This is a genomic window from Streptomyces sp. NPDC107765 (assembly GCF_055657085.1).
In genome coordinates, this window is record NZ_JBVKBL010000021.1 from 70,776 (window position 1) to 95,071 (window position 24,296).

Annotated in this window: 22 protein-coding genes; 8 read left to right on the top strand and 14 right to left on the bottom strand. The window is 73.2% G+C overall.

The features are described from left to right. Positions 1-74 precede the first annotated feature (74 nt). Genes ACZ7MX_RS35520 through ACZ7MX_RS35555 form a run of 8 tightly spaced genes read right to left on the bottom strand, consistent with a single transcriptional unit; the run spans position 75 to position 8,625 of the window. Entirely contained in the window at positions 75-860 is a 786-nt protein-coding gene (locus ACZ7MX_RS35520) for a DUF1684 domain-containing protein (protein ID WP_472138298.1), read from the bottom strand. Then, entirely contained in the window at positions 857-2,209 is a 1,353-nt protein-coding gene (locus tag ACZ7MX_RS35525; RefSeq protein WP_472138300.1) for an NtaA/DmoA family FMN-dependent monooxygenase, read from the bottom strand. The genes ACZ7MX_RS35520 and ACZ7MX_RS35525 overlap by 4 nt, the downstream gene beginning before the upstream one ends. Continuing rightward, positions 2,206-3,231 carry an LLM class flavin-dependent oxidoreductase gene (locus ACZ7MX_RS35530; protein WP_472138302.1) on the bottom strand — a complete coding sequence of 342 codons (1,026 nt, stop codon included), beginning with the start codon at positions 3,229-3,231 and terminating at the stop codon, positions 2,206-2,208. Before ACZ7MX_RS35530 ends, ACZ7MX_RS35525 begins: the two co-directional genes overlap by 4 nt. Positions 3,232-3,257: 26 nt before the next feature. Continuing rightward, positions 3,258-4,250 carry an ABC transporter substrate-binding protein gene (locus ACZ7MX_RS35535; protein WP_472138303.1) on the bottom strand — a complete coding sequence of 331 codons (993 nt, stop codon included), beginning with the start codon at positions 4,248-4,250 and terminating at the stop codon, positions 3,258-3,260. Between the two features lie 2 nt (positions 4,251-4,252). Then, positions 4,253-5,023 carry an amino acid ABC transporter ATP-binding protein gene (locus ACZ7MX_RS35540; RefSeq protein WP_472138304.1) on the bottom strand — a complete coding sequence of 257 codons (771 nt, stop codon included), beginning with the start codon at positions 5,021-5,023 and terminating at the stop codon, positions 4,253-4,255. Then, positions 5,020-5,919 (bottom strand): amino acid ABC transporter permease, encoded by a 900-nt coding sequence (locus ACZ7MX_RS35545; RefSeq protein WP_472138305.1) that lies wholly within the window; start codon positions 5,917-5,919, stop codon positions 5,020-5,022. The genes ACZ7MX_RS35540 and ACZ7MX_RS35545 overlap by 4 nt, the downstream gene beginning before the upstream one ends. Continuing rightward, entirely contained in the window at positions 5,903-7,738 is a 1,836-nt protein-coding gene (locus ACZ7MX_RS35550; protein WP_472138306.1) for an FAD/NAD(P)-binding protein, read from the bottom strand. Before ACZ7MX_RS35550 ends, ACZ7MX_RS35545 begins: the two co-directional genes overlap by 17 nt. Next, on the bottom strand, positions 7,735-8,625 hold the full coding sequence (locus tag ACZ7MX_RS35555; RefSeq protein ID WP_472138307.1) for an amino acid ABC transporter permease: 891 nt from the start codon (positions 8,623-8,625) through the stop codon (positions 7,735-7,737). The genes ACZ7MX_RS35550 and ACZ7MX_RS35555 overlap by 4 nt, the downstream gene beginning before the upstream one ends. A 523-nt stretch (positions 8,626-9,148) precedes the next feature. On the opposite strand from ACZ7MX_RS35555, the gene ACZ7MX_RS35560 reads away from it, so the two are divergent. The 4 genes from ACZ7MX_RS35560 (at position 9,149) to ACZ7MX_RS35575 (ending at position 12,386) form a co-directional block, all read left to right on the top strand. Beyond that, complete coding sequence (locus ACZ7MX_RS35560; RefSeq protein WP_472138309.1) at positions 9,149-10,237, top strand: LLM class flavin-dependent oxidoreductase; 1,089 nt, start codon at positions 9,149-9,151, stop codon at positions 10,235-10,237. Further along, on the top strand, positions 10,234-10,740 hold the full coding sequence (locus ACZ7MX_RS35565; RefSeq protein ID WP_472138310.1) for a GNAT family N-acetyltransferase: 507 nt from the start codon (positions 10,234-10,236) through the stop codon (positions 10,738-10,740). Before ACZ7MX_RS35560 ends, ACZ7MX_RS35565 begins: the two co-directional genes overlap by 4 nt. Further along, positions 10,737-11,690, top strand: coding sequence for an ABC transporter substrate-binding protein (locus ACZ7MX_RS35570; RefSeq protein WP_472138311.1), 954 nt, complete (start codon positions 10,737-10,739; stop codon positions 11,688-11,690). The genes ACZ7MX_RS35565 and ACZ7MX_RS35570 overlap by 4 nt, the downstream gene beginning before the upstream one ends. 246 nt (positions 11,691-11,936) lie before the next feature. Continuing rightward, complete coding sequence (locus ACZ7MX_RS35575; protein WP_472138312.1) at positions 11,937-12,386, top strand: cell division protein SepF; 450 nt, start codon at positions 11,937-11,939, stop codon at positions 12,384-12,386. 90 nt (positions 12,387-12,476) lie between these two features. Here ACZ7MX_RS35575 and ACZ7MX_RS35580 read toward each other — a convergent pair whose 3' ends face one another. Together ACZ7MX_RS35580 and ACZ7MX_RS35585 are read right to left on the bottom strand one after the other, a co-directional pair. Then, entirely contained in the window at positions 12,477-13,682 is a 1,206-nt protein-coding gene (locus ACZ7MX_RS35580) for an acyl-CoA dehydrogenase family protein (RefSeq protein WP_472138313.1), read from the bottom strand. A gap of 140 nt (positions 13,683-13,822) precedes the next feature. Next, positions 13,823-15,469: an MFS transporter gene (locus ACZ7MX_RS35585; RefSeq protein WP_472138314.1), complete on the bottom strand. Its 1,647-nt coding sequence runs from the start codon at positions 15,467-15,469 to the stop codon at positions 13,823-13,825. A gap of 210 nt (positions 15,470-15,679) precedes the next feature. On the opposite strand from ACZ7MX_RS35585, the gene ACZ7MX_RS35590 reads away from it, so the two are divergent. Together ACZ7MX_RS35590 and ACZ7MX_RS35595 are read left to right on the top strand one after the other, a co-directional pair. Then, positions 15,680-16,873 (top strand): hypothetical protein, encoded by a 1,194-nt coding sequence (locus ACZ7MX_RS35590; RefSeq protein WP_472138316.1) that lies wholly within the window; start codon positions 15,680-15,682, stop codon positions 16,871-16,873. A gap of 307 nt (positions 16,874-17,180) precedes the next feature. Next, a complete protein-coding gene (locus ACZ7MX_RS35595) occupies positions 17,181-18,218 on the top strand; it encodes a phosphatase PAP2 family protein (RefSeq protein ID WP_472138318.1) in 1,038 nt (345 codons plus the stop codon). A 138-nt stretch (positions 18,219-18,356) separates the two neighbouring features. Here the strand turns inward: ACZ7MX_RS35595 and ACZ7MX_RS35600 are convergent, their stop codons facing one another. The 3 genes from ACZ7MX_RS35600 to ACZ7MX_RS35610 all read right to left on the bottom strand — a co-directional run bounded on the left by ACZ7MX_RS35600 (position 18,357) and on the right by ACZ7MX_RS35610 (position 21,293). After that, positions 18,357-18,572 carry an I78 family peptidase inhibitor gene (locus ACZ7MX_RS35600; RefSeq protein ID WP_472138320.1) on the bottom strand — a complete coding sequence of 72 codons (216 nt, stop codon included), beginning with the start codon at positions 18,570-18,572 and terminating at the stop codon, positions 18,357-18,359. Between the two features lie 478 nt (positions 18,573-19,050). After that, the gene (locus ACZ7MX_RS35605; protein WP_472138322.1) at positions 19,051-20,037 is read right to left on the bottom strand and encodes a hypothetical protein; all 987 of its coding nucleotides are present in this window, start codon (positions 20,035-20,037) and stop codon (positions 19,051-19,053) included. After that, positions 20,034-21,293 (bottom strand): glycosyltransferase family 4 protein, encoded by a 1,260-nt coding sequence (locus ACZ7MX_RS35610; protein ID WP_472138324.1) that lies wholly within the window; start codon positions 21,291-21,293, stop codon positions 20,034-20,036. Before ACZ7MX_RS35610 ends, ACZ7MX_RS35605 begins: the two co-directional genes overlap by 4 nt. Positions 21,294-21,786: 493 nt before the next feature. On the opposite strand from ACZ7MX_RS35610, the gene ACZ7MX_RS35615 reads away from it, so the two are divergent. After that, the gene (locus ACZ7MX_RS35615) at positions 21,787-22,068 is read left to right on the top strand and encodes a hypothetical protein (RefSeq protein ID WP_472138325.1); all 282 of its coding nucleotides are present in this window, start codon (positions 21,787-21,789) and stop codon (positions 22,066-22,068) included. Here ACZ7MX_RS35615 and ACZ7MX_RS35620 read toward each other — a convergent pair. Continuing rightward, complete coding sequence (locus tag ACZ7MX_RS35620; RefSeq protein ID WP_472138327.1) at positions 22,014-23,108, bottom strand: LysM peptidoglycan-binding domain-containing protein; 1,095 nt, start codon at positions 23,106-23,108, stop codon at positions 22,014-22,016. The two genes, ACZ7MX_RS35615 and ACZ7MX_RS35620, sit on opposite strands and share 55 nt — an antisense overlap. 284 nt (positions 23,109-23,392) lie before the next feature. On the opposite strand from ACZ7MX_RS35620, the gene ACZ7MX_RS35625 reads away from it, so the two are divergent. After that, entirely contained in the window at positions 23,393-24,199 is an 807-nt protein-coding gene (locus ACZ7MX_RS35625; RefSeq protein ID WP_472138329.1) for a hypothetical protein, read from the top strand. Positions 24,200-24,296 lie beyond the last annotated feature (97 nt).

The window sequence follows — 24,296 nt, forward strand, 5'->3', positions numbered from 1 at the left end:
AACACCGCGCCCCGGCGGCCGCGTTGACGGCTGCCGGGGCACGGGGTGACCTCCTCGGTCGGTCCTGGGACGGGTCAGCGGACGGCGGGATTCCGCTCCCCCGCGCGCAGGGCGACCGGCAGGGTGTTGCCGGGCGGCGGGAAGGGGCACAGGAAGTGGTCGGCGAACGCGCACGGCGGCAGCAGGATCCGGTTGAGGTCGACCGTGACGGTGCCGTCCGCGGCGGGCGCGGGCGGCCGTAGGAACCGGAAGCGGTAGCTGTCGGTGCCGCTGGTGGCGTCGGCGAGCACCGCCCACAGCGAGCCGTCGCCCTCGACCGCGACCTGCAGGGTGTGCTCGTCCCCTTCGAGGGTGAACGCGAGCTCCCCGGCGAGCCCCAGGCCCCGCCGCTGCCCGTCGGCGTGGCGCACCTGGATCGTGCGGCCCTGCGCGTACGGCCGGAAGAGACCCGGCCGCACCCAGCGCTCGTCGTATTCGTAGACGTCGATGCCGGCGAACGACCGGCGGGCCGCCGACTCCGGGTCGAAGTCGCGTACCGCCCAGTCGCCGTCGCGGCGCAGCACCAGCAGATGCCGCTCGCCGGACGTCACCCGCGTCGAGACGGGGTCCGTGTCCGGGCCGAGCCGGATCTCACCGGCGGCCGGCCTGCCGTCGACGGTGAGTCCGTCGTCCGGGCCGGCCCGCAGCACGACCGCGTCGTCCAGCGCGGTCCAGTGGCCCGGCAGCCCCTCGATCCGGCCGTCGGGACGGTCCGCCAGCCAGTGGGTGCCGGCCAGGGCGAGCGGGCCGTACGGCCCGCTGATCGCGGCGCGGCGCCGCTCGCGCCAGTCCTGCCACTCCTCGCGTGCGTCGGTGCTCATGCAGTGGGTCCCTTTCCTGCTGCGCGGCCGGGCTGCGGCGGCAGCCCCAGGTGGGAGCGCAGCGTCGTACCGGTGTACTCCGTGCGGAAGACCCCGCGCTCCTGGAGGAGGGGTACCACCCGGTCGACGAACGGGTCGAGACCGCCCGGCGTCAGATGCGGCACCAGGATGAACCCGTCGGCGGCGCCGGTCTGCACGAAGGTGTCCATCTGCGCCGCGACATCCTCCGGGGTGCCGATGAAGGACTGCCGGCCGGTGGTCTCGATGACCGTCTCGCGCAGCGACAGCCCCTTGGCGCGGGACAGCGCCCGCCACTTGTCGGCGATCGCCTTCGGGTCGGCGATCCGGACCCGGCCCTGGGCCAGCTCGCTGCCGGGGTCCGGATCGAAGTCCGGCAGCGGCCCGTCGGGGTCGTACCCGGAGAGGTCCACGCCCCAGATCTGCTCGGCCGCGAGCAGCGCGTTCTGCGGGGAGACCTGCTGCCGGCGGATCCCGGCGGCGTGTTCCTGGGCCTCGGCGGCGGTGTCGCCGAGGACGAAGGTGACCCCCGGCATGATCGCGAGGTGGTCCGGCTGCCGGCCGTACGCCGCGAGCCGGCGCTTGACGTCGGCGTAGAAGGCCCGGCCGGCTTCGAGGCCGCTGTGCCGGGTGAAGATGACGTCCGCGGTGGCGGCGGCGAACTCCCGGCCCTCGGAGGAGTCGCCGGCCTGGATGATGACGGGATGGCCCTGCGGGCTGCGCGGCACGGTGAACCCGCCGCGGACGGTGAAGTGTTCGCCGCGGTGGTCGACCGGCCGGGGCGCCTCCCCGTCCGGCCAGGAATCCCACAACTCCCGTGCCACCGCGATGAATTCGGCCGCCCGGGTGTACCGGTCGGCGCGGTCGAGGTAGCCGCCGCGGCGGAAGTTCTCGCCGGTGAAGGCGTCGGAGGTGGTGACCACGTTCCAGGCCGCCCGGCCGCCACTGAGGTGGTCGAGGGAGGCGAGCCGGCGGGCGAGTTCGTACGGCTCGTTGAAGGTGGTGTTGACCGTGGCGGCCAGTCCCAGGTGCTCGGTGACCGCCGCCAGGGCGGCCAGCACGGTGAGCGACTCGGGCCGGCCGACCACGTCGAGGTCGTGGATCCGCCCCTTGTGCTCGCGGACCCGCAGCCCCTCGGCGAGGAAGAAGAAGTCGAACAGGCCGCGCTCGGCGGTGCGGGCGAGATGCTCGAAGGAGGCGAAGTCGATCTGGCTGCCGGACCTCGGATCGGCCCAGACGGTGGTGTTGTTGACGCCCGGGAAGTGGGCGGCGAGCCGGATCTGCTTGCGCGGGGGCGGGGCTGTGGGGGTCGTGGGGGTCGTCGGGGTCATGCGGTCTCCCTGGCGAGGGCGTAGCGGCTGGCCGGGCGGGGCAGGCCGAGGTGCTCGCGCAGCGTGGCGCCCGGGTGGCCGGGGTGCCCGAGCAGACCGCGCGCCCGGAGGACCGGGACGGTGGCCTCGACGAGCCGTGCGAGGTCCCGGCCGGGATCGGCGGGGCGCAGGTGGAAGCCGTCGGCGGCGCCGGCCGCCCGCCAGTCCGCGATCAGGTCGGCGAGCCCGGCCCCGTCGGCCGCGTCGTCGAGCTCGACCGGCAGCGAGGCGAAGACCAGCAGCTGGCCGGGGTCGCGGCCGTGCGCGCGGGCGCGGTCGCGCAGTTCCTCACGGACGGCCCGGGCGGTGGCCGGGTCCTCGACGCGGACCAGGGCGAGGTCGGCGTGGGCCGCGGCCACCTCGCGCGCCGGCCCGTCGGTGGCATCCACCGCGATGACCGGGCGGCCCTGCGGGGGCCGGGGCACGATCGAGGGGCCGCGGACGGAGAAGGTACGGCCGGTGAAGTCGACGTGGTGGAGCTTGTCCCGGTCGATGAACCGGCCGGTGGCGCGGTCGCGGATCTCCGCGTCGTCCTCCCAGCTGTCCCACAGCCGGGCGGCGACGTCGGCGACCTCGCCGGCCTCGGCCCAGACCTCGGCGGGCGGGGCAGCCGGCCGGCGGCCGAAGAGCGCGGCGTCGGCCTCGGTGGTGGAGACCTCGACGGCCCAGCCGGCCCGGCCGCGGCTGACCCAGTCCAGGGTGGCGACCGTGGTGGAGACGTGGAACGGCTCGGTGTGGGTGGTGGTGACGGTGGGGATCAGCCCGATGCGTTCGGTGGCGGGCGCGACCCGGGCGAGCACGGCCGGGGCGTCGAGGCCGGGGCGGCCGAAGCCGTCGCCGAGGGTCACGAAGGTGAGGCCGCCGCGCTCGGCGAGCCGGGCGAGCGCGACGACGTGGGCGGCGTCGTGGGCTGTGTCGTGGGCGGCACGGCCGGACGGCTGCGGGGTGTCCAGCGCGACGGCCAGGTGCAGGGGGTGGGACATGGGGTTCCTTTCCGGTCCGGCGCCGGTCAGTTGGCGGTCCTGGGCAGGCCGGGCGGGTTGATCCGCGAGGACTTGAGGGCCTCACCGGTGAGCCCCCAGCGGGCCAGCACCTTTCCGTAGCGGCCGTCGTCGATGACCTTCTGCAGCGCCGCGGCATAGGCCCTGACGAGTCCGCTGCCCTTCTTCGTGGTGGCGGCGATCTCGCCCCGGACGCTGCCGCCGCCGGAGAAGGTGCCGACGATCTCGGTCTGGCCGGCGGTGTTGACGTGGTACGCGGCGGTCGGGTTCGGGCCGAAGAAGCCGTCCAGCCGGCCGGACTGGAGGGCGAGGTAGGTGTCGGAGGGCTTGTGGAAGTACTTGATGTCGACCGGCTTGCGGCCGGCCTTCTCGTTCTGCCTGCTCCAGTCGACGAGGATCTTCTCCTGGTTGGTGCCGGAGTCGACCGCGATCGTCCTGCCCGCGACGTCCTTGGGGCCGCGGACCTTCCAGCCGCTGCCCTTCTTCGCCTCCATCGCCAGCTGGTCGAGCCGGTAGGTGGCGAAGTCGTACTTGTCCTTGCGCTCCTCGGTGACGGTGACGTTGGAGAAGACCCCGTCGAGCTTGCCGCTGTCCAGGCCGACGAAGAGGTTCTCCCACGAGAGCGGCTCGAAGCGGGGCTTGAGGCCGAGGGTGTCGGCGACGAGGGTGGCGATGTCGTCCTCGACGCCGATGAGGGTCTTGTCGTCGGTGGCGTGGAAGGTCAGCGGGGGGCTGCCGTCGGCGCTCACGCCGATCCGCAGCTCACCGGTCCCGCGGACCCGGGCGGGCACCAGGGCGGCGATCTTCGGGTCCTTGACGCCGTGGATCCGGTGCTGGTCCGGGCCGATGTTGATCTTGACGCCATGGGCGCCGGTGACGGCGTTCCCGGCGTCGTCGCCGCTGCCCGCGGCCGCGCCGCCGCAGGCGGTGAGCAGTACGGAGCCGGCGGCGAGGGTGAGGGCGGTGGTCAGGGTGCGGCGGTGCAACGGATGTCTCCTCATGTTCACAGGACCTTGGAAAGGAAGGACGCGGTGCGCTCGTGGCGCGGGTGGTCGAGGACCTGGCCGGGCGGGCCCTGTTCGACGATCCGTCCGCCGTCCATGAAGACGACGGTGTCGGCGACCTCGCGGGCGAAGCCGATCTCATGGGTGACGATGATCATCGTGGTGCCCCCGCGGGCCAGGTCCCTGATGACGTCGAGGACTTCACCGACCAGCTCCGGGTCGAGCGCGGAGGTCGGCTCGTCGAAGAGCAGCAGCTTCGGTTCGAGGGCGAGCGCCCGGGCGATGGCCACCCGCTGCTGCTGGCCGCCGGAGAGCTGCCGGGGGTAGGCGTCCGCCTTGTCGGCGAGCCCGACCCGGTCGAGCAGCGCCCGGGCGGCCGCCTCGGCCTCCTTCTTCGGGCGGCGCAGCGCGGAGACCGGGGCCTCGGTGATGTTCGCCAGCACGGTCAGGTGCGGGAAGAGGTGGAAGTTCTGGAAGACGAAGCCGATACCGGTGCGCTGCTTGAGGATCTCCCGTTCCCGCAGCTCGTGCAGCTTGTTGCCGGAGCGGCGGTAGCCGACCAACGCGCCGGCCACGCTCACCGAGCCGCCGTCGACCTTCTCCAGGTGGTTGATGGTGCGCAGCAGGGTGGATTTGCCGGAGCCGGACGGGCCGAGGACGACGGTGACCTCTCCGGCCCGGACCGTCAGGTCCACCCCCTTGAGGACGTCGAGCGGGCCGTAGCTCTTGTGGACCGAGCGGACGTCGACCATCACGGTCTGCGTGCTCATCGGGTGGCTCCCTTGGCGAAGTGGCGTTCCACGTAGTGCTGGAGGACGGAGAGCACGGTGGTGAGCAGGACGTACCAGGCGGTGGCGACCATCAGCAGGGGCACGACCCTGCCGTTCCGTCCGTAGATGACCTGGACCTGGTAGAAGAGTTCGCCGATCGCCATGACGGAGACGATCGAGGTGCCCTTGAAGAGGGAGATGACCTCGTTGGTGGCGTTGGGCAGGATCGACCGTGCGGCCTGCGGCAGCACGATGCGGCGCAGCTGGCGCAGCCGGGGGATGCCGAGCGCGGCGGCCGCCTCCAGCTGTCCGCCGTCCACCGCGAGCACCCCGCCGCGCACGATCTCGGCGGCGTACGCGGCCTGGTGCAGGGCCAGGCCCAGCACCGCCGCGCCCATCGCCCCGACCAGCCCCATGGTGTCGAAGTGGAAGAAGCCTGGCCCGAAGGGGATGCCGAAGTCCAGCCGCTTGTAGAGGTAGGCGAGGTTGAACCAGAACAGCAGCTGGACGATGAGCGGGATGGAGCGGAAGGCCCAGATGTAGCCGAAGGCGACCCAGCGCAGGAAGGGGCTGGCGGACAGCCGCATGAAGGCCAGCACGATGCCCAGGGCGAAGCCGAGGGCGGTGCCGTAGACGGTCAGCTGAAGGGTGATCCAGACCGCCTTGAGGACCGTCTCCGCGGTGAAGAACTGGGCGAACACCGGCCATTCCCAGGCCGGGTTGGTGACCAGTCCGTGCACGAACTGCGCGATCAGCACGGCGGTCACCGCGATCGCGGCCCACCGCCAGGGGTGGCGTACGGGGACGACCTTCAGGGCGGCCGGATCGTCGGCGGCCGGTGGTCCGGCCCGCTCGGGGGCCGTCCGTGGGGCGGGTGGTTCAGTGGTCAGCGGCATGGGTGTCCTCGGGGGTGGGTGCGGTACGGGGAGTGGGGACGGGGGCGGGCCGGGCGGCCCGGTCGCGGAGGAAGGTGAGCAGTACCCGCGCGGTGGCGTCGTTCTGCCGGAAGGCGGGGGCGTTGGTACCGGGACGGGAGAACGCGCCGCCGGCCCGGGCGTCGGTGTGCGGGCCGAGGGCGAAGCGGCGCGGATGCGGGACGCCGGCCCGGTCCAGGATCCGGCCGTCGGCGGGGTCGACCGCCAGCAGTCCGGCCGGGGTCGCGGCCGCGCCCTCGGCGTACAGGGAGCGGAGCAGGGCGTCGCGGGTGTGCGCCACGGTGGGCTCCGGCAGCCGGGCCTCGACCAGCGCCCGGGCCGTCACCGACTCCCCCGGCACGCTGGGGCTTTCGGCGCGGAACAGCCCGCGCCGCGGGTCGGCGGTGACGGTGGTGTCCGCGCCGAGGAAGCGCACCACACCGGCCCGGGAGAGGGCGAGCAGTTGCCGCAGCCGCGGTCCCGGCGGGCCGGAGGCGAGGTAGCTGAAGAAGCCGTGCCACCAGGTGCCGAGGTCGCCGAGCCGGACCAGCTGGCCGTAGACCGACAGCAGTGCGAGGAAGACCGCGAGGTCGGGGCTGTGCGCGGGGTCGTGGCGGCGGGCGAGGTCGGCCTCGATGTAGCCGCGCAGCCCCTCCTGCAGCGCCTCGGCGTCGGGGTGGCGCAGGCCGTCCAGCGGACGGTCCAGCGCCGCCAGGTCCAGCCGGTCGGCGGGATCCGGGACGGCCGCGCCGACCAGGGCCTGGAGGGCGGCGCTGCCCGGGTCGACGGCGGCGTACTTCTCCTCGAAGTCGGCCCAGGCCATCCGGGTGCGGTCGGCGTGCGCGGTGAACAGCCGGTGGTAGTGGGCGAAGCCCAGCTCCTTGTCGATCAGCGGCCAGACGTCGCGCCGGAAGCTGATCCCGCCGGGCCGGGCGAGGAGTTCGTCCACCTCGGCGGGCCCGAAGAACCGGGGCAGCGGCGGCCGTTCACCGCTCGGCGGATAGCCGATCTTGGAGTGGTACGGGACGCCGCGCCGCGAACCGACGTGCAGGACGGGCTCGCGGCCCGAGGGCCGGTAGGTCAGCCGCCCGTCCGCGCCGGTGGTGTACGTGCCGCCGCGGCCCTCGGTCAGCAGCACCATCAGGTCGATGAAGGCCAGCCCGAAACCGCGCACCAGCACCCGTTCGCCGGGCCGGAGGGCGCGCAGATCGCTGTCGGCGGTGAAGGCGGGTGGCAGGTAGGTGAGCCCGTTCCGGACCGCGAATTCCGCCAACTCCGCCTGTTCCGGCGGGAGTTCGGCGTCGAGGTGGCCGAGCGTGAGGACGACGAGGTCGGCCAGGAGCGGGGCCGGGCGGCCGGCCAGCCACACCTGCTGCCGGCCGTCGCGCGAGCCGGAGACCCGTACCGCGGTGTCCCGGTGCTCATGGACGGTGACGGTGGGCGGCAGCGCGGCCACCGACCGCTCGTACACCCAGCGCAGATACGCGCCCTGCCGCTGCCGGCTCAGGAACGCCTGCCCGTCGGCCCCGGTCCACTCGGCGAGCGTGGGCCCCGGCCGCACCGGGCCGGCCTGCTCCACCGTCCCGTCGGTGAACATCGTGACGTCCTCGGCCATGGAGTTCATCCACAGCAGCGGGGACTGGTCGTGGCGCCAGATGCGGCCGCCGCCGGGCGGGTGCGGATCGACGAGGTGGATGTCCAGGGGCCGGTCGCCGTACAGCTCAGGGAGGTTGGCGGCCAGCCGTTCCAGGACGCCGGTTCCGCGCGGGCCGGCCCCGACGAGGACGAGCGAGGCGTTCACCGGGCACCGGCCGTACCGCGGGCGTAGTGCCGCTCGACGAAGAACTGGCCGGCGCTGAGCACGGAGGTGACCACGATGTACCAGAGGGTGGCGACCAGCAGCAGCGGGACGACCTGGTAGGTGCGGTGGTAGACCAGCTGCACGGAGTAGAGCAGGTCCTGGACGGCGATGACGCTGACGATGGAGGTGCCCTTGAGGGTGCCGATCAGCATGTTGCCGGCCGGTGGCACGATCGCCCGCATGGCCTGCGGCAGCACGATCCGGCGCAGCCGCCGCCAGGCGCCCAGCCCCAGCGACTGGGCGGCCTCCAGCTGTCCCTTGTCGACCGACAGGATGCCGCCGCGGACCACTTCGGCGGCGTAGGCGGCCTCGTGCAGGGTCAGCCCGATGACCGCGATGCTGACCGGGCCGAGCAGGTTGACGGTCCGCACGCCGAGGATCGTCGGGTAGAGCGCCCCGATGTTGAACCAGAACAGCAGCTGCACCAGGATCGGCATCGACCGGAAGAGCCAGACGTAGCCCCAACTGACGCCGCGCAGCACGGGGTTGTCCGACAGCCGCATGGCCGCGAGCAGGGTGCCCAGCGCGAAGCCCAGCACCATGACGGCCACGGTCAGCCAGAGCGTCAGCCCCAGGCCGCGCAGGACGGCGGTGGTCAGGAAGTAGTCGGCGACCACGTCCCATTGGAAGGCGTCGTTGCGGACGACGGAGACGAGGGCCAGCGCCAGCAGGACGAGGACGACGGCGGCCGCGGCCCGCCGGCCGGTGCGCCGGCGCGGCACGATGCGCAGCGCGGCGGGGTCCGGGGAGTCGGGGGTGTCGGGGGGTACCGCGGCGGGGGCGGCCGGGGCGTCGAGGGTGTCGGAAACGGGGTCGACCAAGGGCATGGCGAAGGCTCCGTGGATGCCGAGAGCGAGCACGGGCTCCGGCGCCTTCACACGAACGAGCGGGCCGCGCCCCTCAGCACGACCGGCCCTTGAGGCTATGGGGTCAATGCGTCTGGTTGTCAAGCCTGTCCGCACTGTGAGCGAGGGATCACGCCGTGGTTGACGTGGAAACGGATGCCTGTTCCACTTGTCGGCATGTACGCATGGCATCGGCTGGTCACCCGCGACCACATCGACTTCGGTCGTGTGTGGTCGTCGTCCTGTTGAGCTGACCCCCTGCCCTGCGGCCCGTCGCCGATAAGGCCGGGCCCCTTCCGCGGTTCTGCTTCTCCTTCCGCCGCGCGCCTTCACACGCCACGCCGCTTCTCCGGCGACCCCTCCCCTCGCTCCACCCGCTTCGCCACGCTTTCCTCCCCACCCGGGGCCCCTGCTTCCTTTCCTGCTTCCTTTCTTCTCCCTTCCTTCCTCCCTTTCCTTCCTCCCTTTCCTTCCTCCCTCCGTCCCGCTCGCAGAAGGGCGCGGTATGCGCTTCGGCGTCATGACTTTGATCGACAACGTCCCGGACGCGCTGTCCGGACGCCTCCTCTCCCCCCACGACCGGCTCCGCGAGGTCGTCGAACTTGCGGTGCTGGCCGAGGAGTTGGGGTTCGACGCGTTCGGCGTCGGGGAGCGGCACGGTGCGCCGTTCCTGTCCAGCTCTCCGCCCGCGGTGCTGGGCGCGATCGCCGCCCGGACCCACCGGATCCGGCTGTTCACCACCGTCACCGTGCTGTCCACCCTCGACCCGGTACGCGTCGCGGAGGACTACGCCACCGTCGACCAGCTCTCCGGCGGCCGGCTGGAGCTGACCATCGGCAAGGGCAACGCGCCCGAGCCCTGGCACCTCTTCCACCGCGATCCGGACGACCAGTACGCGCTCCAGGAGGAGAACTACGAACTGCTGCGCCGGCTGTGGAGCGAGGAGCACGTCACCTGGTCGGGCCGGTTCCGGCCGCCGCTGAAGGACGCCACGGTGCTGCCCCGCCCGTTCCGGCGGCCGCCCACCATCTGGCACGGCAGCGCCACCAGCGAGCGTTCGGTGGAGCTGGCGGCGCTCTGGGGCGATCCGGTCCTCGCGGCCAACGTCATCCAGCCGGTGGCCAATTACGCCAAGCTGATCGACCACTACCGGGCCCGCTGGGCGGACTACGGGCACGATCCGGCGGCCGCGCTGGTCGGCTCGGGCGGCACGCTCTACGCGGCGGCCGACGACCGCACCGCCCGCCGGGAGTTCGCGCCGTACTACGAGACGGCGGTCGCCGCGCGCGACGTGCCGGGCAACAACACCCCGTTCCGCACCCTGGACGAGGCCGCCGACCACGGGCCTGCGCTGGTCGGTTCGCCCGCGCGGATCGTCGACAAGATCCTGTCGCAGCACCTCGCCTACGGCCATGCGCTGCAGTTCTTCTCCGTGGACAGCGCCGGGCTGCCGTTCGCCCGCAAGGCCGAGGTGCTGCGGCTGACCGCCGCCGAGGTGCTGCCGCAACTGCGCCACGAGCTGCCCGACCCGCTGCCCTGGCCGTCGCCCGCGCCCGCCGCGGCACCGGAGCCGGCCACGGAGGCGGCCCGATGACCACCACGCCCCGGCCCCTGGAGCACGGCCGCCTGACGGTGCGGCACACCACCGTCACCGATCCCCTGGCCCGCCCGCTGCTGGACGAGCTGACCCACGAATACCGCACGCGCTACGAGAAGCCGGTCGACCTCGGCCTGGAGTACCCGGCGGAGGAGTTCGCCCCGCCCGGCGGCGCGTTCCTGCTGCTGCTCGCGGACGGCGAGCCGGTGGCCGGCGGCGCGTACCGCCGCCTCGACGCCCGGACCGCCGAACTCAAACGGATCTGGACGCACTCCGCGCACCGCCGGCGCGGACTGGGCCGGAAGGTCCTCGCCGCCCTGGAGCAGCACGCCGCGGCCCGCGGCTACACCCGCATCCACCTGACCACCGGTCCGCGCCAGCCCGAGGCCAAGGGCCTCTACCTCGCCGCGGGCTACCGGCCGCTGTTCGACCTGTCCGCCGACCCGGAGTCGATCGGCCCGCTGCCGTTCGAGAAGCACCTGGAGACCCCGCGCCCATGACCCCCACCACGCCCCGCACCACCGCACTGCGCGCCACGGCCCTGCTGGCCACCGCGGTCCTGGCGCTCACCGCCTGCGGCTCGGGCGACCCGTCGGACGGCACCGGCGCCACCGGGCCGGCCGCCGCGCACGCCAGGATCCCCACCACCGACGTGGTCTCCGGCGTCACCGAGGACCCGGCCGCGGCGAAACTGCTGCCCGCCGAGGTCCGCAAGCGCGGCACCCTCGCGCTCGCCGCCAGTGTCGGCACCCCGCCCGGCGCCACCTACCTGCCCGACGGCACCACCCTGGCCGGCCAGGACATCGACTTCGCGGACGCGGTCGGCAAGGCCCTCGGGCTGCGGATCCACCGCGAGGTGGCGAGCTTCGAGGCGATCCTGCCGGCCCTCGGCAGCGGCAAGTACGACGTGGGCACCGGCAATTTCGGCGTCACCGACGAGCGCCGCAGGACCCTCGACTTCGTCACGTACGTCAACGACGGCCAGGGCTTCGCGGCCCGCAAGGACAGCCCGCTGAAGAAGGTCACCTCGCTGAAGCAGCTGTGCGGACTGACCGTCGCCACCGGCGCGGGCACCACCTTCGAGGCGACGCTGGAGCAGAACCGGCACCTGTGCACGGAGGCCGGCAAGAAGCCGTACGACGTCAGGACCTTCGCCGAGCAGGGGGCGCTGTGGATCTCCCTCCAGCAGGGCCGCAGCGACGTGGTGATGAGCACCATCAACGGGCTGCGGTACGCCGTCGAACAGCAGCCCGGTCTGAAGTTCCTCAATGAGTTCAAACGGCTCGACGTCGGCTTCGCGTTCAAGAAGGGCACCCCGCTGGCGCCGGCCTTCCGGGCCGCGGTCAACCATCTGAAGAAGGACGGCACCTACGACCGGATCCTGAAGAAGTGGGGCACCGGGGCCTCGGCGATCAAGACGTCGCAGATCAGCCCGCCGGAGATCAAGTAGACCGGGCGGGTCGGGCCCCGGCCCGGCCCGGCCACTTGACGTCACCACTCGGTCGGATACCGATCGTTATGCTCTTCATACAGTCAGTTCCGTTGTAGGGCGCGGAAGCTGATGGCGCGCCACCCTCTTTGCACCAGATGTGTCACGAACCCCCCGTGCGGCCGCTATCCACTTGGCACTCTGTCGGCCTGATGGACGACGATAGGGGCAGGAACACACGCAGACCACGGGTGAGAGGAGGCGTCAATGGGATCGGTGCGCAAGGCGAGTGCCTGGCTTGGCCTCGTCGACGACAATGATGACGAGCGCTACTACGACGACGACTACGCCGAGGGACCCGATGCCGCCGGCCCGGGTGGCAACCCCTGGGTGACCGACCCCCGGGTCCAGGTGGCCGACGAGGCCGCTCAGGACCAGGGCACCCGCATCGCGACGGTCACCCCGGAGAGCTTCCGGGACGCCCGTGGCATCGGCGAGCTGTTCCGGGAGGGCGTCCCGGTGATCGTCAACCTGACGTCCATGGAGCCCGCCGACGCCAAGCGGGTCGTGGACTTCGCGGCCGGCCTCACCTTCGGCCTGCGCGGTTCGATCGAGCGGGTCGCCACCCGGGTCTTCCTGCTCACCCCCGCCGACTACCGGGTGCTCAGCGGCGAGAACCGCGACCACCGCAACGGCGGCTTCTTCAACCAGAGTTGAGCTACGCCCGGCGCTCCCGGCCGGGGGCCACCGGAGTTGTTGAGTGCAGGGCCGGTCACCGGACGGACGGTGCCGGCGCCTGCGGGCCGCTCACCGGAAGGCATCCAGCCCGGTGAGCGCCTTGCCCAGCACCAGCTGGTGCATCTCGACGGTGCCCTCGTAGGTGAGCACCGATTCGAGGTTGGTGGCATGCCGCATGACGGGGTACTCCAGCGAGATCCCGTTGGCGCCGAGGATCGTCCGGGCCGTGCGGCAGATCTCGATCGCCTCCCGGACGTTGTTCAGCTTGCCGAAGCTGATCTGCTCGGGGCGCAGCCGCCCGGCGTCCATCCGCAGCCCCAGGTGGTGGGCCAGCAGGATCCCCTTGTGCAGTTCGACGGCCATGTCGGCGAGCTTGGCCTGGGTCAGCTGGAAGCCACCGATCGGCTTGCCGAACTGCTCCCGGGTGCGGGCGTAGTCGAGCGCCGCCTCGAAGCTGGCGCGGGCCGCGCCCATGGAGCCCCAGACGATGCCGTAGCGGGCGTGGCTCAGGCAGCCGAGCGGGCCGCGCAGACCGGTGACGCCGGGGAGCACCGCGTCCGCCGGCAACCGCACCTCGTCCAGGACGAGTTCGCTGGTCACCGAGGCGCGCAGGGACCACTTGTGCTTGATCTCGGGGGCCGAGAAGCCCGGTGCGTCGGTGGGTACGACGAAGCCGCGGATGCCGTCGTCGGTCCGGGCCCACACCACCGCGACGCCGGCCACCGAGCCGTTGGTGATCCACATCTTGCGGCCGTTGAGGACCCAGTCCGAGCCGTCGCGCTTGGCGTACGTCCGCATCGCGGCCGGGTCGGAGCCGTGGTCCGGCTCGGTCAGGCCGAAGCAGCCGATGGTCTCGCCGGCCGCCATCCCCGGCAGCCACTGCTGCTTCTGCTCCTCGGAGCCGAAGCGCCAGATGGCGTACATGGCGAGCGAGCCCTGTACGGAGACCAGCGAGCGGATGCCGGAGTCGGCGGCCTCCAGTTCCAGGCAGGCCAGGCCGTACTGGACGGCGGAGGCGCCGGCGCAGCCGTAGCCGGTCAGGGACATGCCGAGGGCGCCGATCGCGCCGAGTTCCCGGGCCAGTTCGCGGATGCCGGGGAGTTCGCCCGCCTCGTACCACTCCGCGATGTGCGGCAGGACCCGGTCGGCGGCCCACCGGCGGACGGTGCCGCGGACCGCGCGGTCCTCGTCGGTGAGCAGGTCGTCGATGCCCAGCGGGTCGCCGGGGTCGAACGGCGGGACTGGCGAAGAAGCTGAGGGCGGCTTGGCTGACATGGCGGGCCTCCGGCGGTGCAGCGCGCGCGAATAAAACTAGCAGTGGTAGTTATGCAGCGCGTCCGACGGTACGGCCCGCGGTGCCGCGCGGCAAGGGCCCGAGCCGCGCGGCGGGACGGAAAGCGGGAGGGGCCGAAGGCTCAGCGGCCGGCGGCCGGGGCGGGTTTGCCGGTGCCGCGCCCGGCGCCCGCCGGGGCACCCTCCGCGGTGCCGGTGTCGCCCTCGGCCCGCTCGGTGGACTCCGCGGCCCGGCGCGGCAGCCGCAGTGCGATGCCCGCACCGACCAGCAGCAGCACGGCGCTGGCGACCAGGGTGATGTGCAGCCCGCGGACGAAGGAGTCGCGGGCCGCGATCCGCAGCGCCTCCTTGGCGCTCTCGCCCAGGCCCGCGGCGACCTTGTACGCCTCGCCCAGGGAGTGCGCGGCGGACGCGGACGTCTTCGCGGGAACGCCGTCGACGTGCGTCAGGCCGGGGGCGTAGGCGGCGTTCATGACGCTGCCGAGCAGCGCGACGCCGATGCCGGCACCGAGCTGGTAGGAGGTCTCGCCGAGGGCCGCGGCGCCGCCCGACTGCTCGGCCGGGGCCTCGCTGAGCATCGACTCGTAGGCGCCGAACAGCGTGGACTGGAAGCCGAAGCCGAGCAGCACGAAGCCGCCGGCCAGCAGCCACGGGCGGTCGTGGCTGGTCATCGCGGTCAGGCAGAGCACCGCGGCGGCGGTGAGCACGAAACCGAGCGAGACCATCGCCCGCGGGCCGAGGGCCTGCAGCAGCTTCGAGCCGGTGAGGCCGGCGGCCATCGCGGCGAAGACCAGGGGCAGCATCCGCAGCCCGGTCTCCAGGGGGCTCAGCCCCAGGACGAGCTGGAGGTACTGGACGGCGATCAGCTGGAGGCCGACCAGGGCGAGCATGGCCAGCACGATGCAGCCGACGGAGGTGCCGAACGCCGGCCGGGCGAACAGCCGCATGTCGATCAGCGGGTGCGTGCGCCGGCGCTGGCGCCGTACGAAGAGCAGCAGCAGGGCGACGCCGAGCGCGATGGGCAACAGCGTGGTCGGCCCCACGAGGGCCGCGCCGCTGCCGATCCGCTTGACGCCGAGCACGACGCCCAGCACGCCGAGCGCCGCGACGACCGCGCCGATCACGTCCCAGGGGCCGTTGCGCTCGCCGCGCGACTCCGGCAGCAGCCACCGCCCTATCAGGAGCATCGCCGACATCATCGGGATGTTGATCAGGAAGACCGAGCCCCACCAGAAGTTCTCGACGAGGAAGCCGCCGAGGACCGGGCCGACCGCGGCGCCGACCGCGGCCACCGCGCTCCACACGCCGATGGCGACCGCGCGCTCCCGCCGGTCGGGGAAGACCTGCCGGAGGATCGACAGCGTCGCGGGCATGATCATCGCGCCGCCGATGCCGAGCAGGGCGCGCGCCGTCATCAGGATCTGCGGATTGGGGGCGAGCGCGGCGACGGCCGAGGCCAGGCCGAACAGGCCGTAACCGAGCAGGAGGACGCGGCGGCGGCCGACGCGGTCGCCGAGCGTGCCGAAGAGGATCAGCAACGAGGCCGCGATCAGCGGGTAGATGTCGACGATCCAGAGCAGCTCGACCGGTCCCGGCCGCAGGTCCTCGGTGACCGAGGGCACGGCGACGTAGAGGATCGTGGTGTCCAGCGCGACGAAGAGCAGACTCACGCAGAGCACGATCAGCACGGTCCAGCGGTTCACACCGCCGCCTGGAAGCCGGGGAACACCAGCCGTCCGTCCCTTGCCGGACGTGGTCGTCCCGGACATGCAGCACCTCCAGTCATGCTCTCGCGGCCACGGATCAGGGCGCGAAAACGCCCCGGGGGAACCGGCGGCACGGGCGAGTAAGGACGTCAGACTACGCGAGTCCCCGAGAGTGCCGCGTGGCTCACCTCACGATGAGACGCGCATCGCAGTGCCGGACGTTCCCCCTCCGCCCGTCGTCCGGCATTTCCGGAGACCTGGATAATCGTCCAGATGAACGATCTTGCCTCGGCCGCGGTTCCCGGCCGGACCGCACGGGACGGCGCCGCCGTGGTCGCCGCACTGCGCCGGGCCGCGCCCGCGCTGGCGGCGTACGCCGCGGTCCGGCTGCTCGGGCTGCTGGTGCTCGGCATCTGGTCGGCCGCGAACGGCAAGGACTGGCACACCCTGCTCACCGCCCGCTGGGACTCGCTCTGGTACACCCGGGTCGCCGAGCAGGGCTACGGCTACAGCGTCCGGCTGGCCAACGGCGATCTGCACTCCAACCTGGCGTTCTTCCCGCTGCTCCCGTGGCTGGAGCGCGGCCTGTCGGCGCTCACGCCGCTGTCGGCCGCGGACGCCGGGATGGCGGTGGCCTGGTCGGCGTCGCTGGCCGCGGCCTGGGCGCTGTACGCCACTGGTGAGCGGCTGCACGGGCCGCGGGCCGGGATCGCGCTGGCGGCGCTGTGGGCCGCGCTGCCGGTCGGGATCGTGCAGTCGATGGCGTACTCGGAGGCGCTGTTCACCGCGCTCGCGGCCTGGGGCGTCCACGCCGTGCTGACCGGGCGCTGGGTGACGGCGGGCGTGCTGGCGTCGCTGGCCGGGCTGACCCGGCCGGTGGGCGCGGCGGTGGTCGCGGCGGTGTGGATCACCGCGGCGGTGACCCTGTGGCGCGAGCGGGCGGCGGGCGTCCGGCTGCGCGCGGCGCTCCGCTCCCACCCCGGTATGGCGGCCGGGGTGCTGCTCGCGCCGCTCGGCTGGTGCGGCTACTTCGTATGGGTGGGAATCCGGCAGGGCTCGGCCACCGGCTATCTGGACGTCCAGGGCGGCTGGGGCAACGGCTTCGACGGCGGCGTCGCGTTCGCGGAGTTCATCGGTCAGCAGCTCACCGGCCCGTCCCTCGCGGCCGGTCTCGGGCTACTGGCCGGCGTCGGACTGGTGATCTGGCTGTACGTCCACGGGGTGCGGCGCGGCCAGCCGCTGCCGCTGGCGGTCTACGGCGGGCTGGTGCTGCTGCTGGCCCTGACCGCCAAGGGCTACTTCGGCTCCAAGCCGCGGCTGATGATGCCGGCCTACCCGTTGCTGCTGCCGCCGGCGGCGGCACTGGCCCGGTCGCGGCCGGCCTGGTCCTGGCTGGTCGTCGGGGCCGTGGCGGCGGGCTCCGCGGTCTACGGGGCGTTCTGGCTGAACGGATCGGGCCCGCCGTGATCCGGCCGCGACCACAAAGATCAACTTCTTCCGGCCGGCAGCCGGATGATCCTCTTCCGCGATCCCGGCGGCGAGGAAACATCGCCCAACGCCCCGGCAAATAGCCGATAAACTCCCTCGGGAGAAAAGCAGATAAGGCGCTCGACGGACCGACACGCGGACGTCCGGAAGGGATTGAGAATCCCACGGAATTCCCTTCCAAATCCCGCCGCCGAAGCCCCGATTGAGACCCATTCCACATCACATCGTCATTACAAAGCGCACAGTTTGACCAAGCGCCTACATCACAGGCGGTAACGTCGATTGAGTGCGTACCGATGAGAAGAAGCTCGACCAGATGGAGGAGCGCCCGACCGATCGCGCCCGGCCACCCCAGATGACCCGGACCCGCCTGTGGCTGTTCGGCGGCACCCTGGCGGTGTACGTGGCGATCGTGGTCGGAGTGCTGACCACTTCCTGGCTGATCACCTTCGACTGGCAGGTCATGTTCTTCAGGCCGTACAAGCAATGGCCTGCGATCCACGCCTTCCTCGACTACTTCGTGGTGCTCGGCCAGCGCGGCCCGACCGCGGTGGCGGTGGCGGCCTGGCTGGGCTGGCGCTGCTGGCGCCAGCGCAACCTCCACCCGCTGCTGGTGCTCGGCGCCTCACTGCTGCTGCTGAACATCACGGTGGGCGCCGCGAAGCTGGGCATGGGGCGGCTCGGTCCGCACTACGCGACGACGGTCGGCGCCAACGAGATGTGGCTGGGCGGCGACATATTCCCCTCGGGTCACACCGCGAACGCCGTGGTCACCTGGGGCGTGCTGGCCTACCTGGCGACCACCCCGCTGCGCCGCCGCACGCTGTCGGTGATCGCCGCGCTGGGCGCACTGGGCGTCGGCATGACGACCGTCTATCTCGGCACCCACTGGGTCAGTGACGTGCTGCTCGGCTGGGCCGCCGGCCTGCTGGTGCTGCTGACCATGCCCTGGCTGGAGCCCGGGGTCACCTGGTTCGAGGACCGCCTCATGGGCATCCTGCTGCGGCTGTGGCTGCGGCTGCGCCCCGATTCGCTGCGCGGCCCGCTGCCGGCCGGCTCGCTGGCCCCCGGCCTCTCCCGGCAGCGCCTCGCCCCGGACGGCGAGGTGCTGGTCCGCGAGACCATCGGCGCCACCACGGGCGGCCGCCCGGCCACCCGCACCCCGGACGGCTGGCCGCATCACGCGTCGCGCCCGTACACCATCCGGTCGGAGCGCACCCCGGTCACTCCCGCGGGCAGCCGGCGGCCACCGCACGCGGACCGCGTCCCGCGCACGACCCCGGTCGGCCCCACGTCCGTGCGCGGCCGCAACACCGGCGGCTGACCGCCCCACCAGCCGCGGGGCCCGGTACGCACACCCCACCCCGCAGCGCAGGCCCCGGCCGCTCCCTTCGAGCGGCCGGGGCCTGCGTCGTTGTGTCGTCGTTCCGCCGTCGTTCCGGGTGCGTCGTGCCGCCGGCGCTCAGCCCGGCCAGCAGCGGTGCACCACGTTGTCCTTGACCTCGAAGTTGAGCCGGCCTGCGACGTACTCCATGGTGATCACCGTGCCGGGCGGCAGCGCGCGGACGGTGCTCCAGCCGCGCCCTCGGGCCCGCTCCTCGGCGTCCTGCTGCGCCAGACCGACATAGGTCCGGACGTCGTCCTCGGGGTTGGTCGGAAAGTCGGGTACGTCACTCATGACAGCCACCGTAGGCGCCCGTACCGGGCCCGTGGAAGGCCCGTCCGGCGCACATCCCGGTGACTTCCCGGTCCGTCATTGGTCACACTTGTGTCACAGCCGCCGTTGTGGCGTTTGCCGGAACTTCCGTCACCCGTACGCGCCGGGTGACGGCGCAACCGGGTGGAAAAATAAAACCGGCGGAATTCCGCCGTGATCGGATACGAAACGGACACGGCCGCTCCGGACACCGGGCAACACCGGCCGAAAATTAATCCGCCGCGGCACCGGATTCCCCCTTATCGGACGCCCATTCCCGGCCGCCGGGAATTTGGCGCCCGCACCACACTCCATACACATTTCCCGCACATCGCCCGGCCGGGCGGCGGGGCAGTGCGGTGCCGGCGGACGGGCCTGACGGGCGTGTGCGGACGTGCGGAAGCCCGGCCGGCGTCCTGCCGGCCGGGCTTCCGTGGCCCCGCCCCGGTGCGCGTCCGGCTCAGCCCGCGTCCGGACCCGCGACCCGGACGGCCAGGTCGTTGTCGAGCGTGTAATACGGGCCGATGCGGAGCTGCGCCGCGCCGGCGGACACCGCCAGCGCCGGGTAGCTGAACACCTGCTTCTTGTCCGCGACGTCGTCGAGGAGCCGGGCGATCCGGACCGGGTGGGCGCCCTCCGCGGGACGCAGCCACAGGTCCCAGGGCTCGGTGCCGAGCTCCCAGCGGGCGGCCAGCTCCTCGTAGGGCAGCGTGAAGCAGAACTCCGGGCCGTCGACGGTCAGCGGGACGGTGACCGGCGCCGAAGCCGTCTCCGGGGAGCCGGCAGCGCGCCGGGCACGTGCCTCCGCCAGGGCACCGGCGGCCGGGGCCGCGCCGTAGAGCCGCCCGGAGACCGTCATGCCGTCCGGCGTGACGAGGATGTCCCCGGCCTCCGCGTGCGGCCCGCGCAGCCAGCTGCGCAGCGCGAGGTTGCCGAGCTTGGTCGCGTACGGGATGCGGACCCCGAGCCGGCCGATACCGGCCAGCGGACGGCGGTCCACCAGCGACCGCAGGTCGTTGACGCCGGGCTGCAGGCGCCGCAGCGCGTCGCCCTCGCCGAGGTCCGCGTAGGCGTTCCAGCGGCCCTCGGCGAGCGCGACGGTGCTGGGCAGCACGGCCCGCAGCCGGCCGGCGCCGTTCGGGCCGAGCGGCAGCCGGACCTCGTCGTCCGCGCCGTCGCCGCGCCGCCGCAGCACCAACGCCGCGCTCCAGGCGGGCGCGGTGCCCTGCGGGGCGGTCAGGTCGAAGGTGAGGCCGCCCGCGGAGTCCGCGATGCAGTCGGCCCGCAGCTCGGCGGGCGCGGCCGTGCCGTCCGCCCGCTTCCGCCGCCCGGCCCGCCGTTCGCGTCCGTCGGGTGCCCCGCCTCTCCCGGCCGTGGCTTCCTGATCGATGGCGGCCGACTCCTTCGTCTCGTCCGGTGTCCAGGTCAACTGGCGCGACGCGGTCATGCCGTGCGCACCCCTCTCAGTGCGGCGCGGGCCGCGTCCTTGGTCGCGTAGGCGCCGCTGAGCAGCGCTCCCCGGGCGCGGTGCAGACCGCCGTGCAGCCAGCTGGCGCGTCGGCGCGCCAGCAGTTCGCCGAAGAGCGCCTCATGGCGCGCGGCGATCCGGGCAGGGTCGAAGCGGGCGGAGGCGGCGAGGGCGGCGGCGCCCATCCGGCGGCGGGCGTCGTCGTCGCCGATCAGCGTCAGCAGCGCGCCGGCCATCGCCTCCGGGTCACCGACCGGCACCAGGCGGCCGTCCACCCCGTCGCTGATGATCTCGCCGGGGCCGTGCGGGCAGTTGGTGGCGACGACGGGCAGTCCGCACCGCATGGCCTCGACGATCGTCATGCCGAACGCCTCCATGCTGGAGGAGACCGCGGCGATCGAGCCCTTGGCCCACTCGGCCTCCAGCGGGTGGGCCGGGCCCATCAGGAAGACGTGGTTGTACAGCCCGAGCTCGTCGATCAGCGACCGCAGCGCGGCCTTCTCGGCCCCGCCGCCGTAGATCCTCAGCCGCCAGTCCGGGCGCTCGGCGACGACCCGGGCGAAGGCCCGGACCAGGACGTCGTACCGCTTGACGGGGGCGAGCCGGCCGGCCGCGACGACGATCTTCCCGGTGCCGTCGGCGGGCGGCAGCGCGGGCGCGGGCACGCCGTTGGGCACCGCCTCGACGCGGACGCCCGGCAGCCGCAGCCCGCTGCGGTAGGCGCGGGCATCGGCCTCCGTGACGGTGGTGACCGCGTCCAGCCGCGGATAGGCACCGCGCAGCGCCAGTTTGAGCGCCCGGCTGTGGGTGTCGAGGGTCAGATGTTCCTGGCCGATACGGACCGGGCCGCGCCGCGTCTGCCGGGCGAGGTGCACGTTCAGTCCGGGCCGGGTGCCGACCACCACGTCGGCCTCGATCCGGCGCAGATGCTGGGCTATTCGCCGGTCGGTGAGCTCGCTGTACTGGTCGTAGCGGCGCTCCGCGGCCGGGAAGACCTTGGCGGGCCGGGCGTGCGCCGGGTCGCCGCCGTCGTAGCGGGGGCCGGATTCCCTGAGGTCGACGAGGTGCCGCAGCGCGACCCGCGGCCCGGGGTCGAAGACGGGGGTGTCGCGGTGGCGCAGGGCGGACACGATCTCGACGTCGTGCTGCTCGGCGAGCGTACGCGCCAGCGTGCACGTCGTACGGATCGTCCCCCCGATGCCGTAGGCGTTGTGAATCAGGAAGGAGATGTGCATCGTCCCTGTGTCCCCATGGTCTTCCGGTCGTCCCGCTCTCCCTGCGGTCGCCGCGCGCACCCCTCCCCCGCGCAAGGCATCCCTTTTCTGAACGCGAAGACCGCACAAGCTGGTTCCGGGTTGGGGAGTTTCGCCAAGATGTGCCGAAACAGTTAGGCCATCGGTAGCGGCGAAACGGAACCTCACCGCCGCAAACCCCGTCGCCCCCCGCCGCGTTGGCGCATACGGCGTGGCGGCGGCGGACGGCCGCACTCCGCCCCCTGCGTGTCGGTCATTCTCCGCCGCGGCCGCCCCCCGATTCTGTCCGGATCCGGCCCGGGCTCCGCCTTGCCGGGGCCCCGCCCCAACCGGAAGCCTGTACGGGGCCGTTGCGGCGCCCGGCGTCCGACGCCGGGGCACGGTGGGGCACTTCGTCTGCTCGAACGGGGGAGCAGCCGAACCGCGACGGTCCGGCCCGCACCGGGGGAGGTGCCGGGCCGCCGAGGAGGTACCGGTGAGGATCGGACGATGGGGCACCGCGGTGGCGGCCGCGTTACTGGCGGTCGGCGGCCTCGTGGTGGCCGGCCCGGCGAGCGCGGCCGACCAGGACGGCGGCGCACCGGCACCCCGGCCCCCCTCGGGCCACTGGGCCCGGTACGACACCTACTCCAACTCCCTCGCCGGCCGGACCGAATGCCGCGCCACCGGCGAGGCCGGCCGCCGCCAGGGCCACTGGCCCGCCTACTCCTGCGACTCCGGAGTCTTCACGACCGACTTGACGGTCTGGCTGCCCTGAGACGGCGGACCGGCGGGCCGGACGTCGCCCTGAGACGACGGACCGGCGGGCCGGACGTCTCCCTGAGACGGCGGACCGGCAGCCCGGGCGTCGCCCCGAGGCGGTGGGCCGCTTGCCGGGGCCTCCGACGGCGCCGCACCGCTCACCGGGACTTGCTGAGACGCCGAACCGGCCGTCGTGCTCTCCGACGGCACCGCACCGCCCGTCGGGAGCCCTGATGGCGCCACACCGCCGGACCGGTCCCCTTGAGGCGGCGGACCGCCCGTCGGGCTCCCGGGCGACACGGCGTCGACCATCTTGGTCAGCGGTGGCACCAGGTCGACCGTTTCAGCCACCGGGGGCACCACGTCAACCGCCTTGGCCACCGGCGGCACCACACCGTTCTCGTTCCGGCTCGGTGTCACCGGGGCTGGGTCGGTGGGCTGGCGGGCCGGAACGGTTTCCGGAGGCTCCGGCGTTCCCGGGATCCGGAGCGTGAGGCCGGCCTTCAGCCGGTGCGGATCGCCGCCGAGGACCTCGCGGTTGGCCTTGTAGAGCGCCCGCCAGCCGCCCTTGACGTGCAGGCTGCGGGCGATCGTGCCCAGCGTGTCGCCGCGCCGGACGACATAGGTCCGGTCCTCGCTGATCAGCCCGTAGCGCCTGGCGCAGACCGGCCAGGCGCCCCAGCCCTGCGCGGCCTGCACCTTCTTCGCGACCTGGATCTGCTCCTTACGGGTCGCGAGGTCGGCCCGCCGCGCGAAGGCCAGCCCGCCGAACGCCTCCCAGGTGGGCTGCCAGAACTGCAGGCCGCCGTAGAAGGTGTTGCCGGTGTTGATGTGCCAGTCGCCGCTGCTCTCGCACTCGGCGAGGCAGCCCCATGGCCAGTCGTTGCCGGCGCAGGCGTGCCGGGCCCGCACCGGCGCGGGCGCGCCGCCGCCGTCGTACGGGAGCTCGGCGGCGGCGCCGGGCGGGCACAGACCGAGGACGAGAGCGGCGGCCGCCGCGGTGAGCGACCCGACGGTTCCCACGACACGCCGTGCGGCCGAAGAGTTGTCCGACATAGCCGGTGACGGTAAGCAGGCACCCCCGGCCGGCTCGCGCGCCGCGCCCGCGAGGTCCCGCTCCCACCCGCTCCGGTGTACGGAAGGCGCCCGACTGCGCCATGCGTTGCCCAGAACATGTCCGTACGTGATCGCCCAACGGGTGACTTTCCGTAGTTCTCCTCTGTGCGGGGAATGGTTCGATTCTGTTCCCGTCGTCGCGTGACCCCTGCCGCAGGTCGCCCGTTGTCCTTGTACGAGCCGGGAGACCGCCCGGCAGACGCACAGAGATCGAGGAGCCACCCGTGCCGCGCATGCTCGACGTCAGCGACGACGTTCGCGCCGAGATCGGCGACGAAGAAGCCGACCGCCTGCTGGCCGGTGGCGACGCCCCCGGCAGCTACGACTGCACCTCCTGCCGGACCCCCGGAGACAGCGAGCAGGAGCGCACCAGCACCGTCCTGTTCGTGGGCGAGGAGACCGCGGTGCTCGCGTTCGCCCATGCCACCTGCATCCCCTCGCAGGTCGTCCCGGTATCGGAGGAGCAGCTCCAGGGAGCCGTGCGCTCCATCACCGGAGAGGACGCCGCCCCCCACCCCGGAGCGCAGACCGCGCCGGCCGCGCCGATCCCCACGAGCGAACGCCAGGCCACCCTCGGGATCACCTGCGGTCTGGTACTCGTCGAGGACGATCTGCGCCCGGCCCTGGTCGTCGAACCGGACGGCCCGATCGCCCGCCCCGGCTCGGTCGGCCTGGACGACGACTTCCTGCCGCTGCTCCTGGAGCAGGGCTTCCAGCCGGTGTCGGACATGAACACGCTCCCCGCCGCCATTCCGGGCTGGTCCGCCCTGCTGGCGATGGGCAAGCTGCACGCCGTGCTGCAGCCGGGCAGCGGCGGCAGCCAGGCCGCCTGGTGGCAGGCTCACCAGCCGCTGGCCGTGTCGGACGGCTGGCGCACCGCGGCCAACAAGGCCCAGACCGTGCTGATGTACGCCGCGCCCGCGGGCACCATCGGTCACCAGCCGCGCGAGGACCTCATGCGGCAGGCGCTGGAGCAGGCCGCCGCGCAGGGCAAGCTGGTCGCCGCGGCCATGCCGCTGGCCGGCACCTGACCGACCCGGCACCCGATCGCGGGGGCAGGACCGTCGTTTCGGCCGGTCCTGCCCCCGCGATCAGCCATTTCCGCGCGCAGGCCGCATCCCGCGGCCA

What these genes read in the sequence shown, in the direction of transcription:
- ACZ7MX_RS35555 (WP_472138307.1), bottom strand. Translation starts at nt 8,625, where the DNA reads ATGCCCTTGGTCGACCCCGTTTCCGACACCCTCGACGCCCCGGCCGCC.
- ACZ7MX_RS35545 (WP_472138305.1), bottom strand. Translation starts at nt 5,919, where the DNA reads ATGCCGCTGACCACTGAACCACCCGCCCCACGGACGGCCCCCGAGCGG.
- ACZ7MX_RS35575 (WP_472138312.1), top strand. Translation starts at nt 11,937, where the DNA reads ATGGGATCGGTGCGCAAGGCGAGTGCCTGGCTTGGCCTCGTCGACGAC.
- ACZ7MX_RS35570 (WP_472138311.1), top strand. Translation starts at nt 10,737, where the DNA reads ATGACCCCCACCACGCCCCGCACCACCGCACTGCGCGCCACGGCCCTG.
- ACZ7MX_RS35610 (WP_472138324.1), bottom strand. Translation starts at nt 21,293, where the DNA reads ATGCACATCTCCTTCCTGATTCACAACGCCTACGGCATCGGGGGGACG.
- ACZ7MX_RS35620 (WP_472138327.1), bottom strand. Translation starts at nt 23,108, where the DNA reads ATGTCGGACAACTCTTCGGCCGCACGGCGTGTCGTGGGAACCGTCGGG.
- ACZ7MX_RS35540 (WP_472138304.1), bottom strand. Translation starts at nt 5,023, where the DNA reads ATGAGCACGCAGACCGTGATGGTCGACGTCCGCTCGGTCCACAAGAGC.
- ACZ7MX_RS35590 (WP_472138316.1), top strand. Translation starts at nt 15,680, where the DNA reads ATGAACGATCTTGCCTCGGCCGCGGTTCCCGGCCGGACCGCACGGGAC.
- ACZ7MX_RS35605 (WP_472138322.1), bottom strand. Translation starts at nt 20,037, where the DNA reads ATGACCGCGTCGCGCCAGTTGACCTGGACACCGGACGAGACGAAGGAG.
- ACZ7MX_RS35580 (WP_472138313.1), bottom strand. Translation starts at nt 13,682, where the DNA reads ATGTCAGCCAAGCCGCCCTCAGCTTCTTCGCCAGTCCCGCCGTTCGAC.
- ACZ7MX_RS35535 (WP_472138303.1), bottom strand. Translation starts at nt 4,250, where the DNA reads ATGAGGAGACATCCGTTGCACCGCCGCACCCTGACCACCGCCCTCACC.
- ACZ7MX_RS35530 (WP_472138302.1), bottom strand. Translation starts at nt 3,231, where the DNA reads ATGTCCCACCCCCTGCACCTGGCCGTCGCGCTGGACACCCCGCAGCCG.
- ACZ7MX_RS35525 (WP_472138300.1), bottom strand. Translation starts at nt 2,209, where the DNA reads ATGACCCCGACGACCCCCACGACCCCCACAGCCCCGCCCCCGCGCAAG.
- ACZ7MX_RS35585 (WP_472138314.1), bottom strand. Translation starts at nt 15,469, where the DNA reads ATGTCCGGGACGACCACGTCCGGCAAGGGACGGACGGCTGGTGTTCCC.
- ACZ7MX_RS35520 (WP_472138298.1), bottom strand. Translation starts at nt 860, where the DNA reads ATGAGCACCGACGCACGCGAGGAGTGGCAGGACTGGCGCGAGCGGCGC.
- ACZ7MX_RS35560 (WP_472138309.1), top strand. Translation starts at nt 9,149, where the DNA reads ATGCGCTTCGGCGTCATGACTTTGATCGACAACGTCCCGGACGCGCTG.
- ACZ7MX_RS35565 (WP_472138310.1), top strand. Translation starts at nt 10,234, where the DNA reads ATGACCACCACGCCCCGGCCCCTGGAGCACGGCCGCCTGACGGTGCGG.
- ACZ7MX_RS35600 (WP_472138320.1), bottom strand. Translation starts at nt 18,572, where the DNA reads ATGAGTGACGTACCCGACTTTCCGACCAACCCCGAGGACGACGTCCGG.